The organism is Epilithonimonas sp. 33E (assembly GCF_059372615.1).
The window spans coordinates 433,831-451,902 of sequence record NZ_CM182009.1; the positions used below are offsets into that span (position 1 = coordinate 433,831).

Here is an 18,072-nt window from a genome sequence, read left to right on the forward strand (position 1 = left end):
ATTCTATTTCAAGAACACCTGATTATGTGCCAGGTGATCGTCTTTTCATTTCTAATAATCTCGGCAGTTTCACTAATTTCCTTATTAATCAAAAATCATTTTTTTCAACGCATCAAATATTATTGTTTAGGATTTTTCTTTTTCTCGATTGGGATATTTGTTCATTTTCAGAATTCTCAACAACCCAAGTTTCCAACTTTAAAAGAAAAAGAAACTATTGTTTTTCAAGTGGATAAGAAGCTCAATTCCAATGAAAAGAACAGGAAATATTATGTTGATATTCTTGACGTTTCGGATTTAAAACAAAAAGAGAGTTTCCCTTTCAAAACAGTTATCAGCATTCCGAAAGATGTTGAAGCGTTAGATTTTGAACATTATTATAAAGCTGAAGTTTACATCCACACACCGGAAGAGGTCAGGAACGATTTTCAGTTTGATTATAAAAAATATCTAGCAAGACAAGGTGTTTATTTCCAGGCTTATCTTCCAAATGACATTGTGAAAACCAAAAAACACTCGATTGATTTTGAAGATAAAATCAAACAAAAGCGATTGGATATTCTGAATCAAATCAATCATTCGTCTCTATCTCCGAAGATCCAGGAGTTTTTGAAAGGCATTATTCTCGCGGACCGAACGGAAATGGATGCTGAGACCGTTAAGGATTTTAATCAAACCGGTTTGGTGCATCTCTTGGCGATTTCAGGTTCGCACATGGTGATTATCTTCTGGCTCACACTTTTGTTTTTTAATCAAATTCTCCCAGTAAAATTTAGAAAAGTTTCAATCGTTCTGAGTATTCTCCTGATTTGGAAATTCGCCATTTTTATCGATTACGGGAGCTCTGTGATGCGGAGCTGTCTGATGATTACGTGTTATTATATTATGGTTTTGTTACAGAGAAAATCCGACTTGCTGCATTCTTTGGCGTTATCGGCTTTTATTCTTTTGATTATCGATTCAAATCAATTATTTGATGTCGGATTTCAATTGAGTTATGGAGCGGTTTTGGGCATTTGGTGGTTGACGAATCCCATTAAAAAACTGTTCAGAAAACCAAGATTCAAAGCGGAAAAATTCTTTTACGAAATCTCAGCAATGACTTTTGCGGCGCAGATTGCAACCTTACCCTTAGCAATTTATTATTTTCATCAGTTTTCTTTTATATCAATTGTTGCGAATCTTTTGATTATTCCCTTGTCCGAGATTATCATTGTTTCTTCTTTATTGATGGTGATTTTGATTGCTTTTGGATTCAATAATATTCCGTATTTGTATTCTATTTTTGATGGTTTCGTTGACTATGTTCTAAAACTCATTCATTGGTTTTCCGATTTTGAATCATTGATGAGCCGTAATATCTCAGTTAATTTGATAGAATTAAGCATTTTACTTTTAATAATTTACTTTTTAAAATTCGTAATAAAAGATTGTTTCAATCCGAAGAATCTGTTGAGGTTTGGGTTTTGTCTAATGCTATTTTTCGCACTTAGAATTGCATTTAATTTTCATCAATACAATAAAGAAGAAATGCTGGTTCACAGCTTTTACAAAGAAAAAATCGTGAGCGTCAAAGACAAAGACCAAGTTACATTTTGGATGAAATCAAATAAAAACGAAGACAAGATTTTAGATTTTGTTATCAAGCCTTATATGACTTCAAGACGAATTAAGGATTTTAAAATCAATTATATTCCTGCGGATTCGGGAGCTTTCGTTTATCAGGGAAAACAATATGATTTTAAGTAATTATAGTTTTTATAAATAAAGTCTTGTCTTTTTCATAAGAAATATGTATTTTTAGGAAAAACAAAAACTATGATGGATTTCTTTATCGGGATGAGTACTTTAGAGCAGGCCTTTTGGTGGGTAGCTATTATTGCCAGTCTCATTTTCCTTATTCAATTGATTTTTACGATTGTTGGTACCGATTTTACCGACGGTTTGCACGCTGACTTTAATGGTGATTTTGATGCCGTTCATGGGCCATTCCAACTATTCTCGTTCCGGAATTTGATCAATTTTCTGATGGGATTTGGATGGACAGGTGTGGCTTTTTATAACAGTTTTCAAAACCAAACATTTCTAATTATTCTCGCTGCAATTGTCGGTTGTCTGTTTGTGATTATCTTTTTTATTGTTATCAAACAGATTTTGAAATTGACAGAAGACAATACCTTCAATATCGATAAACTGATTGGCAAAACAGCGGAAGTTTACTTAAGAATTCCTGCAAACAAATCAGGTAAAGGCAAAGTCCAGGTGTCACTGAATGGTACCAATCACGAACTATTGGCGATAACCGAAACTGAAGAAATCCCTTCCGGAAACATGGTTAAGATTGTCCGCATCGAAGAAAAAATACTAATTGTTGAAAAAATTTAAAAATTCATAACTATGATTAATGGAACTTTTATTCTGATTTTGGTCGGAGTATTCGTATTATTTGTAACATTCTTGGCGCTGATTTCGCGCTACAAGCGTTGTCCGTCCGACAAGATTTTGGTCATCTACGGAAAGACCGGCGGCAGCTCTGCCAAGTGTATCCACGGTGGTGGTGCGTTTGTCTGGCCGGTGATTCAGGATTTTGCTTATCTGGATTTGAAACCGATTTCAATTGAAGCTAATTTAACTAATGCCTTATCCAGACAGAATATCCGTGTGGATGTGCCTTGCCGATTCACGATTGCGATTTCTACCGAGCCGGACTCTATGGGCAACGCTGCAGAAAGGTTATTGGGATTATCTCCGGAGCAGATTCAGGAGTTGTCAAAAGATATTTTGTTTGGTCAGTTACGTTTAGTCATTGCAACGATGACGATTGAGGAAATCAACTCAGACAGAGATAAATTCCTAGACAATATTTCTAAAAACGTTGATACGGAATTAAAGAAAATTGGTCTTAAATTAATCAACGTCAACGTTACCGATATCAGAGACGAGTCCGGTTACATCGAGGCTCTTGGAAAAGAAGCAGCAGCTAAAGCAATTAACGAAGCGATTATTTCCGTAGCAGAACAAACTAAAATCGGGGAAACAGGAAAAGCAATTGCCGACCGGGAAAAAGATACGCAGATCGCCGAAACGCAAAGAGACAGAGACGTTAAGATTGCGATTACTCAAAAAGATAGGGAGATCAGCATTGCATCAGCCGGGAAAGATGAATCCATTGGTAAAGCCGAAGCTGAAAGGGATGCGCGTATCGCTACGTCTCAAGCCAATTCACTGGCGGTAAAAGGGGAGAACGAAGCAAAAATTACAATAGCCAATTCCGATGCGGAAAGAAGAGAGAAAGAAGCAGAAGCTTTGAGAATTGCAACAGCCGCCGAGAAAGTGCAGGCAGCGAAAGCTTTGGAAGAATCCTATGTGGCTGAACAAAAAGCGGAAACTGCCAGAGCTGAAAGAGAACGTTCCACTCAACAGGCTAACATTGTAGTTCCTGCGGAAATTGCAAAACAAAAAGCAATCATCGATGCGCAAGCCGAAGCTGAAAAAATCAGATTGCAGGCAAAGGGTGAAGCTGATGCGATCTTTGCTAAAATGGAAGCTGAAGCAAAAGGTTTATTCGAAATCCTGACGAAACAAGCAGAAGGTTACGACAAAGTGGTTCAGGCTGCAGGTGGCGATACCAACAGCGCCTTCCAGTTATTGTTGATTGAGAAATTGCCGGAGTTAGTTAAAACTCAGGTTGAAGCGGTGAAGAATATCAAGATTGATAAAGTAACCGTTTGGGACAGCGGCAACAATCCGGATGGCAATACCTCAACTGCCAACTTCGTTTCGGGAATGATGAAAACTGTTCCGCCACTCAATGATCTGTTCAATATGGCTGGATTAGAGCTACCAGCTTACCTTAAAGGTAAAGATGGAAAGCAAGTCGTTGAGGTGAAAGAATTGAAAACTGAAACACCTCCGAAAGCGGAAGATGGCGCAGGGCATTCTTAATTTTTATATTAAAAAATGAAAGGCTATTTATATATTGATGAAAAGCAAATAGGAGAAGTTTTCTTTACTATTATAGATGAAAGTATGGGAGTGATTGGAGGAGATTTGATTAAAAATGATAATTATCAAAAGTACCAGACAGTTATCCAAAAGCATTATGAAGAAAAAGGAGTTTCTAATATGGAAGACTTTAATGTTAGAATTTTTCTTGATAATAATGTAGAATTGAAACCGCAAGGTGGAATTGGTATATTGGATTCGGTAGATTTTGATGAAATTTATGTAGAGTCTGCAGGAAACAATTTATTAAATCTTACTGATTGAAAGTAATTATTAATATAAAACTTCATCAATTATAACAAACGTCCGTATCCTTCTCTGAAAAGGTACGGACGTTTTAGTAAAAACACACGTGTGTTTTAATGAAAAGACACGTGTGTTTTTGACTACCTTTACAAATGTCTGCCCATCGGACTTACAGAGAGAGTAATTTTCGTCCTTATGAATATCAAAAAGTCAAGACGTTTTAACGAAAACATCAAGACCTTTTTACCAAAACATCAAGTTGTTTTAGTGAAAACATCAAGACGTTTTTGACCACCTCTTCAAACGTCCTGTTCATCGGACTAATCAAAGTCAAAAAATCATTTAAAAAAAGAATAAAAAACCCTTTTAGAGTTTCAAACTCTGAAAGGGTTGAATTGAAAAAATCTTATTGACTTATCTTACTATTGGCGCTACTTTTTCCCCGAATAATTCGATAGAATTCATCATCACGTCGTGTGCCGGATCCCCAACATCCATATGCCCGATAAATCTTGTCAATCCAAACAGTTCTTTCACCTCATTGATTTTTTCTGCCACTTCATCTGCACTTCCAATGAATAATGCACCGTCTTTGCTTCTTCCGCCATCATACTGCTCTTTGGTGTAAGGTGCCCATCCTCGGGTTCTGCCAATTCTGTCCATCTGGGATTTGTAATTGAAAAAGTATTGATCAATATCTTTCTGATCATCACTTACGAAGGTATGCGAGTGGATGGCAATCTGCATTTTGCTCTCGTCGTGTCCTGCTCTCAGATATTCCTGCTTGTAAAACTCGATGAGGTTTTTGAACTGTCTCGGCATTCCGCCAATGATTGCGACAATTAATGGTAATCCTAATTTAGCAGCTCTCAAAACAGATTCCGGAGTTCCGCCAACAGCAATCCAAATTGGTAGCACGCCGTTGTTGAAAGCTCTTGGGTAAACCGTTTGGTTTTCCATCGGTCTTCTCAGGATGCCGCTCCAGCTGACATTTTCTTCATTATTGATCTTCAGTAAAAGATCTAATTTCTCTTCAAATAACTGATTGTAATCCGACAGATCATAACCATATAATGGAAAAGACTCAATAAAGCTTCCTCTTCCCACAAAAATCTCTGCTCTACCTTTTGAAATCAGATCAATCATTGAGAAATCCTCATAGACTTTTACAGGTTCCGATGAGCTTAGAACTGTTACGCCACTTGCTAGTTTTATATTATTCGTGATGCTTGCAGCGGCAGCCAGAAGAATCTCGGGAGAAGAAACTGCATAATCTGCACGGTGATGCTCGCCCATCGCAAAAACGTCCAGACCAACCTGGTCCATCAATTTTACCTGTTCAAGGATCTCGTTAAGTTTTACGCTGGCATCTCTATATTTTCCGGTTTTGTTGTCCAAAGAAACATCTCCGAACATCCCTATTCCTAATTCCATAATAATCTCATTTTTATAGATACAAATTTAGACTTTTGGATTTTGCCCGGCATTGATGTAGGGTAATTTGAACCGCTAAACTATATCGTTTTTTTAAGTTTTAGAAATTGTTTTTCAAAAATGTGATACGATAAGTATGACAAGATTACACTGGATCCGAAGGACAAAAGAATAATAATAATCCAGTTCAGATTAAGGCTGATTCCTATTTTATTGAAAAAATGGATGCATATGATGTGTATGAGATATAGTCCATAAGTATATTTCCCTAGCCAGGCGAGAATACTCTGATCTGAAATCTTGAAAACATTTTTCTCACCCAGTGTTGATAAGATTAAAACAGAAAATAATAACCCCAAAATAATAGGAATAAACTTTTTATCCTGAATAAGATTAGTATTGCTTATCAGTGCGATAAAAGCAAGAACAGCGATAGCAAAAATGTATTTATAAACCGCAGGGATTTTTTCGATGCTTCTGATTATTTCTTTATGAAAGGTAAAAATATATGCAGGTATAGCTCCAAAAGCAAAATAATGTATATTGGTCAGTATATCCGCACAAGCTATACCGTAACTGTTATATATTGTTCTAAAAACAAAGGAAATTATAATGCAGGTAATAATTAATTTAGGAATATTTTTGAGTGATATGAAATAAAAGATCAGCCCCCAGATAACGTAAAAATGTTCTTCTACACAAAGTGACCACATCACACTTATAGGCGACACATTAGGAAGCATATTTTTATACATCATGACGTAATTCTCCATAAAGGTAAGGGTGAAAAACCAATTCGGATAATAACCTTCATCTGAATAAGGAAGCTTCAGCATAGAAATTATAAAAGGCGTACAAAATGCAAATAGTACCATCAAATAATATAGCGGCCAGATGCGTAATATTCTTCGTATAAAAAATTTCTTTAAGGGAACCTTGTTCTGATGGTTAATTTTTTCTAGGATCAATATGTAAGTAATCAGGAAGCCACTCAAAACAAAAAAGAACGATACTCCGATTCCGCCAGCCTTCGAAAAATAGTGTAGAAAATTATTTTCAGGAATTGCAGAATGGTATAGGAATACCAATAAAAATGATAAGAATCTTAATGAGTCGAATGTATGAAAGTGTATCCTGCTTACTTTTGGGAAACTCATTTATTTTTTTTCTTCAGATTGTAATAGATGCTTTTCACCAACCCGTCTGCCACAGAAATCTTCGGAACATAGATGTGTTTGATTTCTGCCCAGGTCATCACATTGTTAAAGATTTGTAATGCTGGTACAATAACATCGGCACGGTCTTCGCGAAATTGATAGCAATGCATTCTTTCTTCCACCGAAAGATTTTGCATCTCTTTGAGGTATTTTTTGATGACGGAAACAGGCATTGGTTTGCCATCTTTGGTTTTGCTCAGAGAGAAAATCTTATTGATGTTTCCCCCGGAACCAATAGCTACGACAGGCTTTTTGCTCTTGATTTTGTCTTTGATCTCATTCTTCATCTCTTCCCACATCTCTTGGGAAACTAATCCGTTGAGCAATCTGATGGTTCCGATGTTAAAAGAGTGCTCATACTTCATTTTGTTGTTCTCATAGAACGTGAGCTCTGTAGAACCGCCTCCTACGTCAACATACAGGTAAGCAAAATCTTTATCTAATCCTTCTGCTACGTGGTTCTCATAAATCAAAGTTGCTTCTTCATCACCAGAAATGATTTCTATATTGATATCGGCCTCTTGTTTTACAATGTCGATGATTTCCTGTCCGTTTTTGGCGTCGCGCATTGCGCTGGTAGCACAGGCGCGGTAATGGTCCACTTTGTACATAGTCATCAGTTGGCTAAAGATCTTCATCGTGTTGATGACCATTTGCTTTCGTTCGGCGCCGATTTCACCGTTGCTGAACACGTCAAAACCTAGTCTCAAAGGGATTCTCAGGAGATTCAGCTTAGTGAATTCTGCTTTTCCGTTGGATGGCTTTACTTCATTGATCAGCAGTCTGGCGGCATTACTTCCGATATCTATAGCAGCAATTATCATTTCTTGAGGGGAATTTAAAGCATAAATTTAAAGTAAATTCTTAATATTTCTGGCTTTTGAGATAATTATAGGTTTCTATCTGCGACCTGATTTTTTGTTTCTTGTCAGATTCTACATACTCATTTCTCATATTTTTATCAAGAATTCTGGCTTTCACATTATCCTGTAGCTGGATTTCGAGGAGTTCCTTCAGTTCCTTTTTCAGGTTTTTCTGCAAAATGGGTGTTGCTGCTTCGATACGGTAATCCAGGTTTCTTGTCATCCAGTCGGCTGAAGAGATGTACATATTTTCTGCACCTTTGTTGTAAAAATACATCACTCTGGCGTGCTCCAGATACTCGTCCACAATACTGATGGCGTAGATTTTTTTCTTGAAATATTTCTGATTAACGGCGCAGTAGATTCCACGGACAATCATTTTGGTGTCAACACCAGCTTCAGCAGCTTCATAAAGTTTCAAAATCAAAGTTTTATCACTCAGGGAATTAACTTTGATAATCATTTCTGCTTTGCGTCCGGCTTTGGCTTCTTCAATTTCTTTATCAATGTGAGCAATGATTTTTTCTCTCATAAACTGTGGGCAGACTAACAGGCTTTTGCAGGTTTTGAGAGCCGGAGTTGGGTCGGCTTTCGGTTTGCTGAGAACATTGAACACTTTATTGATGTCTGCCATTATTACCCTGTTGGAAGTCATCAGCAAATGATCTCCATAGATTTTGGCTGTTTTTTCATTAAAGTTGCCGGTACTCACAAAGCCATATTGAATGGTCCTGTTGTTTACTCTTTTCTTGATGACACATAGTTTGGCGTGTACTTTTTTATTAGGAATCCCGAGAAGTACTTTGACGCCTTCCAGTTCCAGTCTCTCTTTCCATTCAAGATTATTTTCTTCATCAAATCTTGCCCGCAGTTCCAGCATTACTGTCACTTCTTTGCCATTTCGGACCGCATTAATCAGTGCATTCACGATTTTCGAACTTGAGGCTAATCTATAAGCTGTGATTTGGATCGATTTTACATCCGGATCCATTGCGGATTCTCTCAACAGATCGATAACCGAATCATATGAATGGTAAGGGAAAGTCAGCAAAACATCTTTCTTGATGATAACGTCTGTCACTCTCTGTTTGTTGGCAAACTCCGGATGGATGAAAGAAGATCTTTCAACAGGTTTTTGGTAAGCTTTGAATACATCCGGAAAATCCATAAAATGCCTGAAGTTGTGAATCTTCTGCCCCGGAATGATACTGTCCCTTTTGGTGAGATTTAATTTCTTGATAAGAAATTCCAAGAGCGCTTTATCCATTTCTTTGTCGAAAACAAAACGTGTAGGTTTTCCTTTTCGCCGGCTTTTGACACCTTTTTCGATTTTGTCTGCCAAGGTTGTTTTGATGTCATTGTCGAGGTCAAATTCTGCATCCTTGGTCACTTTAAAACAATGTGCTGTGAATTCATCATATCCGAAATAGGAAAAAATGTGCGGAAGATTGTAAATAATCACATCTTCCAGAAGCATTACATCTTTCTGCTCTTTGTCATCTGTTGGCAGCAGGACAAATCTTCCGTTGGCCGTTACCGGAACTTCTATGATGGCATATTGGCTTTCGTACTGCCATTCTTTTCTTCGCATGGCGACACCTATAAAAAGACTTTTTTCCCTCAGATAAGGCATCGGCTTATTGTCATGAAGCAATATCGGAATCACATTAGATTCTACTTCTTCATCGAAGTATTTTATGACAAATTCCTTCTGGTTAGTAGTCAGATGCTTATAATCTTTAATGAAAACTTTCTCCTTAGCCATTTCGCGCTGAACATCTTTCCATGTCCTGTCAAAATCTTCCTGCTGATTAATTACAAGTTTATTGATTTTTTGAAGGATTTTTGAAGGCGCATCATAAAAAGATTCTGCAAGAACCTTTTGTTTGAAGTCCATTGCACGTTTCAATCCGGCAACTCTAACACGGAAAAACTCATCCAGGTTGTTGGAGAAAATTCCAAGAAAACGAATTCTGAGATGTATCGGAACGCTTTTATCCATTGCTTCCTGAAGAACTCTGGCATTGAAGCCCAGCCAGGTGACATCGCGCGGATTGAATTGTTGTGGCATTGATGAGGTTTTGATGATCTCAAAATTAATAAAATCCATTGGAATAATTTGTGGGACGCAAACTACAATGTTTTGACAATTTTGTATGTTTCTTAAATGTCAATTAATTTTTAAATAGACTGTAAATGCTTCGGAATCAATAAAAATGGAAATTGTTTTAAGTTTTAATTAAAATTCTATTGCGGTTTTAAAAAAAATAATACATTTGCTTCCCTTTTATTGGAAATTTAAAAATTATGAAGAAAATTCTATTAACATTGGTAAGTGCTCTTTTTCTAAACGCTTATGGACAGAGAACTTGCGGGACAGATAAAAAAATGGCAGAATTTTTTGCTGCCAATCCGGAAGCTGCGGCTAACAGATCATCTTTAAAATATTTTTTAGTCAACAATAAATCTCAGGTCAACAGAAAGGCTGGGGTTATTACCATTCCTGTTGTAGTACACGTAATTTATAAAAACTCTACTCAAAACGTTTCTGATGCTCAGATTGCCTCTCAGTTAAAAGTATTGAATGATGATTTTAGAAAAATGAATGCAGATTTCGGTACGGTGGTGCCATCTTATTTCCAAGGTAATGCAGCCGATATGGAATTGGTGTTCTGTATGGCAACTAAAGACCCTAATGGAAATGCTACAACCGGAATAGAGAGAAAATCTGTTGCTTCGGGTTTTGACTTTGATACTAAGTATTATACAACATCAGGGTTAAAAGCCTGGGATACTACAAAATATCTTAATATATGGGTAGGTCCTTTCACTGATACTGATTTATTAGGCTGGGCTTATTTGCCAGACGCTGCTGGACAAGCATATGATGGACTGTGTATTGGATACTACTGTTTCGGAACAAACGGTACAGCTGCTTCTCCTTATAATAAAGGAAGAACTGCAACTCACGAGATTGGACATTATTTTGGATTAGAACATCCTTGGGGATCTGTTGAAGATTACGGAACAACTCCAAATAAAAATAATTGTGGAAAAACAGGCTGGGATGACTTCTGTGCTGATACACCAGCAACGTATTATCCTCATTTTGATAAGCCTAGTAATGTTAATAAATATACTTGCGTAAGTACATCTAATGGAGCAATGTTTATGAATTATATGGATTATGTTCAGGATAGTCAGATGGCGTTTTTTACCAATGGTCAAAAAACAATTGCCCAAAACACAATGGCGGGTCCAAGAGCTAGCCTACTGAATTCTAATGCTTGCTCTCTTTTGGCCGTTGGTGAAGTAGAAAAATCAAACTCAATCAATATTTTCCCAAATCCTGCGGTCAATTATATATCCATTGCCTCACCATTGGTTAAGATTTCAGAAGTTGAGATTTTTGGCAATGATGGAAAACTAGTAAAAAAAGCTTTTGTTAAAAATGAAACAGATAAAATTGATGTGAAAAATCTTCCTGCAGGAACTTATTTTGTAAGAACTTATGATAATGGAGCTTTCATAAAATCAATGAAATTTATCAAAAATTAGTTACAGTAAAACCAACTCCTATTATAACAACTCCGCTATTGCGGAGTTTTTTTATTGATGACAATTTGTCACAATTACTGCCGTGGTATAAATGTTGAGATTTCGTGATTATAAATTTTAATAACAAAAAATAACATATAAAATGAGTAAAATAATTGGAATCGACTTAGGAACAACCAACTCTTGTGTTGCTGTAATGGAGGGTAAAGACCCTGTTGTAATTCCTAACGCAGAAGGTAAAAGAACAACACCGTCTATTGTAGCATTTACAGAAGATGGCGAAAGAAAAGTGGGAGATCCTGCAAAAAGACAGGCGGTAACGAACCCTACAAAAACTGTTTATTCTATCAAAAGATTTATCGGAACACACTTTAAAGATGATGCTTCTGAGATCTCAAGAGTGCCTTATAAAGTAGTATCAGGACCAAACGATACGGTAAAAGTAAAAATCGACGACAGAGAATACACTCCACAGGAAATTTCTGCAATGATCCTTCAGAAAATGAAGAAAACTGCTGAAGATTATCTTGGTCAGGAAGTAACAAGAGCGGTAATCACTGTTCCTGCATACTTCAACGATGCACAGAGACAGGCTACTAAAGAAGCGGGTGAAATTGCTGGTCTTAAAGTAGAAAGAATTATCAACGAACCTACTGCTGCAGCATTAGCTTACGGTCTTGATAAAAATCATAAAGATCAGAAAATCGCTGTGTATGACCTTGGTGGTGGTACTTTCGATATTTCTATCCTTGATCTAGGAGATGGTGTATTCGAAGTATTGTCTACAAACGGAGATACTCACTTAGGAGGGGATGACTTTGATGATGTGATCATCAACTGGATGGCTGACGAATTCAAAGCTGAAGAAGGAGTAGATTTAAAAGCTGATGCGATTGCTCTTCAAAGATTGAAAGAAGCTGCTGAAAAAGCTAAGATTGAATTGTCTTCTTCTCCACAAACGGAAATCAACCTTCCATACATCACAGCTACAGCTACAGGTCCTAAACACTTGGTGAAGACTTTAACTAAAGCTAAATTCGAGCAATTATCTGCAGATTTGGTAAGAAGATCTATGGAGCCGGTTGCTAAAGCTTTGAAAGATGCAGGTTTATCAACTTCAGATATCGACGAAGTAATCTTGGTAGGTGGTTCTACAAGAATCCCGATCATCCAGGAAGAAGTAGAAAAATTCTTCGGTAAAAAACCTTCAAAAGGAGTTAACCCGGATGAGGTTGTAGCAATTGGTGCAGCTATCCAAGGAGGAGTTTTAACAGGTGATGTAAAAGATGTATTGCTTCTTGACGTTACTCCGCTTTCTTTAGGTATCGAAACGATGGGTTCTGTTTTCACGAAATTAATTGAAGCGAACACTACGATTCCAACTAAAAAATCTGAAGTATTCTCTACAGCTTCTGACAACCAGCCGGCTGTAAGCATCAGAGTAGGACAGGGTGAAAGACCAATGTTCAACGATAACAAAGAGATTGGTAGATTTGATCTTACAGATATTCCACCAGCGCCAAGAGGAGTTCCTCAAATCGAAGTAACGTTCGATATTGATGCGAATGGTATCCTAAGTGTATCTGCTAAAGATAAAGGAACCGGTAAAGAGCAGTCTATCAAAATCCAGGCTTCTTCAGGTCTTTCTGATGAAGAAATCGAAAGAATGAAAAAAGAAGCTCAGGAAAACTCTGCAGCAGATGCTAAGAGAAAAGAAGAAGTTGAGATTTTCAACAAAGCTGACGGATTGATCTTCCAGACTGAAAAACAATTGAAAGAGTTTGGTGAGAAATTATCTGCGGACAAAAAAGCAGCTATCGAAGCAGCTCACGGAGAATTGAAAACCGCTTTCGAAGCTAAAAATGCAGACGACGTAAAAGCTAAAACAGAAGCTTTAGATGCAGCTTGGATGGCAGCTTCAGAAGAGTTGTATGCAGCGGGACAAGGTGCTCAAGGTGCAGATGCAGGAGCTCAGAATGCTGGAAATGCAGGAGGTGAAGATGTACAGGATGCAGACTTCGAAGAAGTCAAGTAATGATTGATTAACATTAATTATTTATAATCACTAAACCGCTGTAAACGTAATGTTTGCAGCGGTTTTTGTTTTTTGATCATTTTTTATTTTGCTTGTTTTTGATTGATTTTTATCCTATTTTTGTATCATATTTGTACCGAGCGTTATTTGGATGTAATGTGCGTCTTATGCGTCTTATTTTATTTCAGAACTCAAAAAACTGACAATGTTCAGGATGTTATTTCAGAATGGGATTTAGTAAATTAAAAATACCGAGAGTATGTGAGCATTGCTCAAAATCATTTGAAGCAAAGACAGTTACAACTCGTTTTTGTAGTGTTTCTTGTGCTAATAAAGCAGGAAAAGAACGCAAAAAATTGGAAAAAAAACAAAAAGAGAAGGAAACTCTTCTTAAAAAATACTCAAATAAAATTGCTGAAGTTCAAACAAGGGAATTTATTTCCGTAGCTGAAGCAACAATAATGTTTGGAATTTCAAAAGATACTTTGCATAGATTAATAAAAAGAGGAATGATAACGAGTGTCAATTTAGGTGTAAGGTTGACTAGAATTAGAAGGTCAGATTTGGAAGCTTTATTTACTTCGGTAGAACTTCCACCGAAAAAAGAAGAGAAATCAAAACCTAATTTTGAAGTTGGGAATTGCTACACGATTACGGAAATCAGTGAGAAATTTCATGCTGATCCTGGAACTGTAAACAATGTAATTAGGAGAAACAAAATTCCGACAAAAAAAGTGGGCAGTTTTGTTTACGTTCCAAAAGATGAAATCGATAAAATATTCGCAAACAGATGAAAGAATTAACCAAAACAAAGGTCACAGTTCGCCTTCGAAAAGCAGAAGATAGAAAGGAATGGTATATTTACTTGGAAAGTTATCCGGTTCAGGTTATCGGAAAGAAGTCGCCTCAGCGAATTAGAGAATATCTCAACAGAAGCGTAACAACCGTTGATTTTGATAAAAAAAGAGTAGCAAGAACTACAGAAACTTCTGTTTCTTACAAACCAAAAAGAAATGATAATGGAATCATTATTTGTAAGAGTGATCATGATATTGAAACGATGTTGTATGCCGATGCAATAAGGAAATTACGGCAAAAAGAATACGACAACGCTGAACTTTATAGTGAATTAGATACTATTCAAGCGGAACAGAAAGAAAAGTCTCAGGAAAATTTTATCAAGTATTTTGAAGCTGTAGTAAAGAAGCGACATAAAAACAGTTCAACTTCAATTATTATAAATTGGGAAAGATCAATCGAATTTTTGAAAGATTTTGCTGGAGAAACGATAGTGTTTTCTCAAATTGACTTTAAATTTTGTGAGGATTTTAAATCGTTTCTATTGACCGCTAAAAGAGGAGGAAACAAAGATGGAATACTTTCGCAAAATACAGCCTCCACGTATTTTTCTGTTTTCAAAGCCGCATTAAAACAAGCTTTTATTGATGGCTATTTTACCACAGATATTTCTGCAAAAATCAAAAGCATTCCTTCTCAGGAAACAAGAAGAGAATATTTAACTATCGAAGAACTAAATTCTTTAGTGGAAACACCTTGCGAAAATGATGTTTTGAAACGTGCCGCTCTTTTTTCTGCATTGACAGGTTTACGTCATTCCGATATTCAGAAATTGAAGTGGAATGAAATAAGTTTTGAAGGTAATCAGCCACGAATCAACTTCACGCAAAAAAAGACAAAAGGAGTAGAATATATGCCGATTTCTCAGCAAGCTTTAGAGATTTGTGGAGAACCGAAATCTCCCAATGATCTAGTTTTTGAGAATTTAACGAATCCGTCTTGGATTAATCGTCCATTGAAAAATTGGGTAGCAAAGGCAGGAATCAATAAAAATATTACGTTCCATTGTTTTCGTCACACGTTTGCCACTTTGCAATTATCCAATGGAACGGACATATATACCGTTAGTAAAATGCTTGGTCACACGAATGTTAAAACGACTCAAGTTTATGCAAAAGTGATAGATGAAAAGAAAAACAAAGCAGCTGAAGCTATTCAATTAAAAACACTCTCAAAAAATAGAAAATGAAACAGGATTATCGAGATATTTTAATTCAAAATCTTGCTATTATTATTGGTGGAGTAATTACAGGTTTAGGAGTAAGGTTGATAGTGCTTGAAAAAGGAGCTGATGAATTTACTGCAAATAGTATTTTTTGGGTTATCAATTTCGTATTTATTTTATTGTATTTGGCTTTTGTTACTTTTGGGATTTCTCTTATAGAAATATTCAAACAAATAAAAAAGAAATTTTATAATAAGAATAATGTTGAAAAACAAGAAGCTGTTCCAAATGATGTTAGTATAGATAATTTTGAGAAATTAGAATTGAATGAAGAACCTTTACAAAATCTCCCAACTATTATTGAAGAAGAAAAACTAACTTCTGAAGTTGAAAATGAAATTTCAAATACATTATTGGAAGCTGAAAAGCCAGTTGAACTTTCTGATATTGAAAAAATAAGAATTCAAGCGAAATCTGACAACGAAAAGATCCTTCAGGGAAAGTTAGATTTTATTGTCCAATACACAAAACAAAAATTTGCACCGTACGCTTCTGATGAAGAAATTCTTAGATTTTGCACGTATCTTGTAAATTTCCTTAAGGATGGTAAAATTGAGAATGTAAATCCAATTAAGGTAGAAGTTCTTGGTACTATTGATTTAAAGCATTTCGGATGGAATGTCTGGAATCATTACAAGGGAAAAAATGAAAGAAAAGATGTTGCGAAGTTTTTAAAGACAGTATTCCCCTATACTTTTAATGATACGGTGCTGCCAACAATAGAAAAACAACTTACTTCAAGAAAAAATGAAGGATTAATAAAAATTGAAGATAACCTGCTTCAATAAAGGAAAATACAATTAATATTGATTAATAAACCTCCTATGATATCAGTATGATTTAAACATTCTTTATCATACAAAAAACATACACAGAACATAAATTATCATTGCACCATAACAATCATAAACGATACTTATGGATGCGCACGAAATCAACTTTGAAAACCTGCCAAGAGCAGTCGCACATTTGGCAAATGAAATTGCCGAAATCAAATCAATTGTAGAGCAAAAACAAGTTTCTACAGTTCCTACCAAAAAAATTCCTATTGACATTTCCGAAGCTTGTAAAATAATAGGTAAAGCAAAACCGACTATTTATACGCTTGTTCGGGAAAGAAAAATCCCTTGTTACAAAAACGGAAAGAAACTCTATTTTTTTGAAGAGGAACTTTTAGATTGGATTTCTAAAGGTAAAAAGAAAACCATTCAAGAGATAGAAGCCGAAGCGAGAGCGAATTATAAGAATCTAAAATAATTCTGATGCATTCGCCACAAAAACGGTATCAAACCGAAACAGGTTCTGTTACGGTATTTGATAAAGTGATTAAATATCTGAATCACAAATATCAAGTCCGATACAACGAAATTGCTTTGGAATTTGAAATCCGAACGGAAAACGAAGATTGGGACGAATTGAATATCAATTCCCTGTTTATTGAATTGATTCAATCCGGGATTAATATTACGTTGAATAAGTTGGAAATTTTACTGAAAAGTCATTGGATAGAGAAATACAATCCGATTCAAAATTACTTTGAAAATCTACCAAAATGGAACGGCGAAAATCACATTCAAAAATTAGCGAATCACATAACAACGACTGACGATGAATCATTTCAAAAGCATTTTGAAAAATGGCTGACAAGAGCAGTTTTATGCTCATTGAAGAAAGGCTACGTCAACAAACAATGCTTGGTTTTGTTCAATACCAAACAAAATTCTGGAAAAACCAGCTTTTTGAGATTCCTGATTCCAACCGAACTAGAAAAATATTACACCGAAGATATTGGAATTGATAAAGACGGATTGATTTCGCTTTGTAAATCACTAATAATTAACATAGATGAACTATCCGTCATGTCAAAAATAGATGTGAATACGCTGAAATCTTTCATTTCCAAAAATACCATTAATGCAAGACTACCTTATGACAGAAAATCGTCATTAATGCACAGAACCGCTTCGTTTTGTGGTTCAACCAACCGTTCTGATTTTCTGACGGATGAAACAGGAAGCGTTCGCTGGCAAATTTTTGAAGTGTTGGAAATCAATTTCAATTACTCAAAGGAAATCAATATCAATCAAGTTTGGGCTCAAGCATATTTCAATGCTTTTGAAAGGAAAAATTACAATCCGGAACTCACTGCCGAAGATATTTTGGAAAACGAGAAACGGAATGAAAAATACAAGCAGGTCGGTTTAGAGCAGGAAATTATTATCACCCATTTCGAAAAATCGGAAAATAAAAATGATTTCCTAACCGCTACAGATATTATGTTGGCGATGAACAACGCTTTGGGAGTTCGATTAAACATTATAAAAATAGGAAAAGCTTTGACGATATTAAATTACGAACGGATAAAACATTCCAAAAGACAAGTCTATGGCTACTTAATCAAACGAAAAATCGAAGAATCAAAAAACGAATAGTAAAAACACGACTTACCTCAATTACCAACTTACCTAAAATCTTTGAAAACTACTATCAATAAAGGTTTTTCAATAAGGTAATGTTAAAAATACAACTTACCTAAGTTACCTAAATAATTAACCATTAAAAGGTAATAAGGTAAAGAAAGGTAATTGCTAAAATTCAGCCGAAACTGCTTTTAACAAAGACTTTGGTAAA

15 protein-coding genes are annotated in these 18,072 nt (G+C 35.8%); 11 read left to right on the plus strand and 4 right to left on the minus strand.

What is annotated here, in order from left to right; translation table 11 throughout:
* The first annotated feature begins 24 nt into the window (after window positions 1-24).
* From AC5P2S_RS02105 to AC5P2S_RS02120, 4 genes are all read left to right on the plus strand, one after another.
* Window positions 25-1,749 carry a ComEC/Rec2 family competence protein gene (locus tag AC5P2S_RS02105; protein WP_494556993.1) on the plus strand — a complete coding sequence of 575 codons (1,725 nt, stop codon included), beginning with the start codon at window positions 25-27 and terminating at the stop codon, window positions 1,747-1,749.
* A gap of 69 nt (window positions 1,750-1,818) precedes the next feature.
* Window positions 1,819-2,385, plus strand: coding sequence for an NfeD family protein (locus AC5P2S_RS02110; RefSeq protein WP_494556058.1), 567 nt, complete (start codon window positions 1,819-1,821; stop codon window positions 2,383-2,385).
* Between the two features lie 12 nt (window positions 2,386-2,397).
* On the plus strand, window positions 2,398-3,945 hold the full coding sequence (locus AC5P2S_RS02115; protein ID WP_283416153.1) for a flotillin family protein: 1,548 nt from the start codon (window positions 2,398-2,400) through the stop codon (window positions 3,943-3,945).
* 15 nt (window positions 3,946-3,960) lie between these two features.
* Window positions 3,961-4,269 carry a hypothetical protein gene (locus AC5P2S_RS02120; RefSeq protein ID WP_494556059.1) on the plus strand — a complete coding sequence of 103 codons (309 nt, stop codon included), beginning with the start codon at window positions 3,961-3,963 and terminating at the stop codon, window positions 4,267-4,269.
* 396 nt (window positions 4,270-4,665) lie between these two features.
* On the opposite strand, the gene AC5P2S_RS02125 is transcribed toward AC5P2S_RS02120, so the two are convergent.
* The 4 genes from AC5P2S_RS02125 to ppk1 all read right to left on the minus strand — a co-directional run bounded on the left by AC5P2S_RS02125 (window position 4,666) and on the right by ppk1 (window position 9,836).
* Window positions 4,666-5,685 (minus strand): LLM class flavin-dependent oxidoreductase, encoded by a 1,020-nt coding sequence (locus AC5P2S_RS02125; RefSeq protein WP_283416155.1) that lies wholly within the window; start codon window positions 5,683-5,685, stop codon window positions 4,666-4,668.
* 80 nt (window positions 5,686-5,765) lie between these two features.
* Entirely contained in the window at window positions 5,766-6,842 is a 1,077-nt protein-coding gene (locus AC5P2S_RS02130; protein WP_494556060.1) for an acyltransferase family protein, read from the minus strand.
* The gene (locus AC5P2S_RS02135; protein ID WP_494556061.1) at window positions 6,839-7,726 is read right to left on the minus strand and encodes a Ppx/GppA phosphatase family protein; all 888 of its coding nucleotides are present in this window, start codon (window positions 7,724-7,726) and stop codon (window positions 6,839-6,841) included. The genes AC5P2S_RS02130 and AC5P2S_RS02135 overlap by 4 nt, the downstream gene beginning before the upstream one ends.
* 40 nt (window positions 7,727-7,766) lie before the next feature.
* Entirely contained in the window at window positions 7,767-9,836 is a 2,070-nt protein-coding gene (gene ppk1 / locus AC5P2S_RS02140; protein WP_494556994.1) for a polyphosphate kinase 1, read from the minus strand.
* A 236-nt stretch (window positions 9,837-10,072) separates the two neighbouring features.
* Here ppk1 and AC5P2S_RS02145 point away from each other — a divergent pair, with 236 nt between their 5' ends.
* From AC5P2S_RS02145 to AC5P2S_RS02175, 7 genes are all read left to right on the plus strand, one after another.
* Complete coding sequence (locus AC5P2S_RS02145; protein WP_494556062.1) at window positions 10,073-11,323, plus strand: T9SS type A sorting domain-containing protein; 1,251 nt, start codon at window positions 10,073-10,075, stop codon at window positions 11,321-11,323.
* Between the two features lie 142 nt (window positions 11,324-11,465).
* Entirely contained in the window at window positions 11,466-13,358 is a 1,893-nt protein-coding gene (gene dnaK / locus AC5P2S_RS02150; protein ID WP_494556063.1) for a molecular chaperone DnaK, read from the plus strand.
* A 227-nt stretch (window positions 13,359-13,585) separates the two neighbouring features.
* Window positions 13,586-14,152 (plus strand): helix-turn-helix domain-containing protein, encoded by a 567-nt coding sequence (locus AC5P2S_RS02155; protein WP_076783604.1) that lies wholly within the window; start codon window positions 13,586-13,588, stop codon window positions 14,150-14,152.
* Entirely contained in the window at window positions 14,149-15,405 is a 1,257-nt protein-coding gene (locus tag AC5P2S_RS02160) for a tyrosine-type recombinase/integrase (RefSeq protein ID WP_494556064.1), read from the plus strand. The genes AC5P2S_RS02155 and AC5P2S_RS02160 overlap by 4 nt, the downstream gene beginning before the upstream one ends.
* Window positions 15,402-16,229, plus strand: a complete 828-nt coding sequence (locus AC5P2S_RS02165) for a hypothetical protein (RefSeq protein ID WP_078704778.1) — start codon at window positions 15,402-15,404, stop codon at window positions 16,227-16,229. The genes AC5P2S_RS02160 and AC5P2S_RS02165 overlap by 4 nt, the downstream gene beginning before the upstream one ends.
* 130 nt (window positions 16,230-16,359) lie before the next feature.
* Complete coding sequence (locus tag AC5P2S_RS02170) at window positions 16,360-16,698, plus strand: helix-turn-helix domain-containing protein (RefSeq protein WP_078704777.1); 339 nt, start codon at window positions 16,360-16,362, stop codon at window positions 16,696-16,698.
* A gap of 5 nt (window positions 16,699-16,703) precedes the next feature.
* The gene (locus AC5P2S_RS02175) at window positions 16,704-17,873 is read left to right on the plus strand and encodes a VapE domain-containing protein (protein ID WP_494556065.1); all 1,170 of its coding nucleotides are present in this window, start codon (window positions 16,704-16,706) and stop codon (window positions 17,871-17,873) included.
* Window positions 17,874-18,072 lie beyond the last annotated feature (199 nt).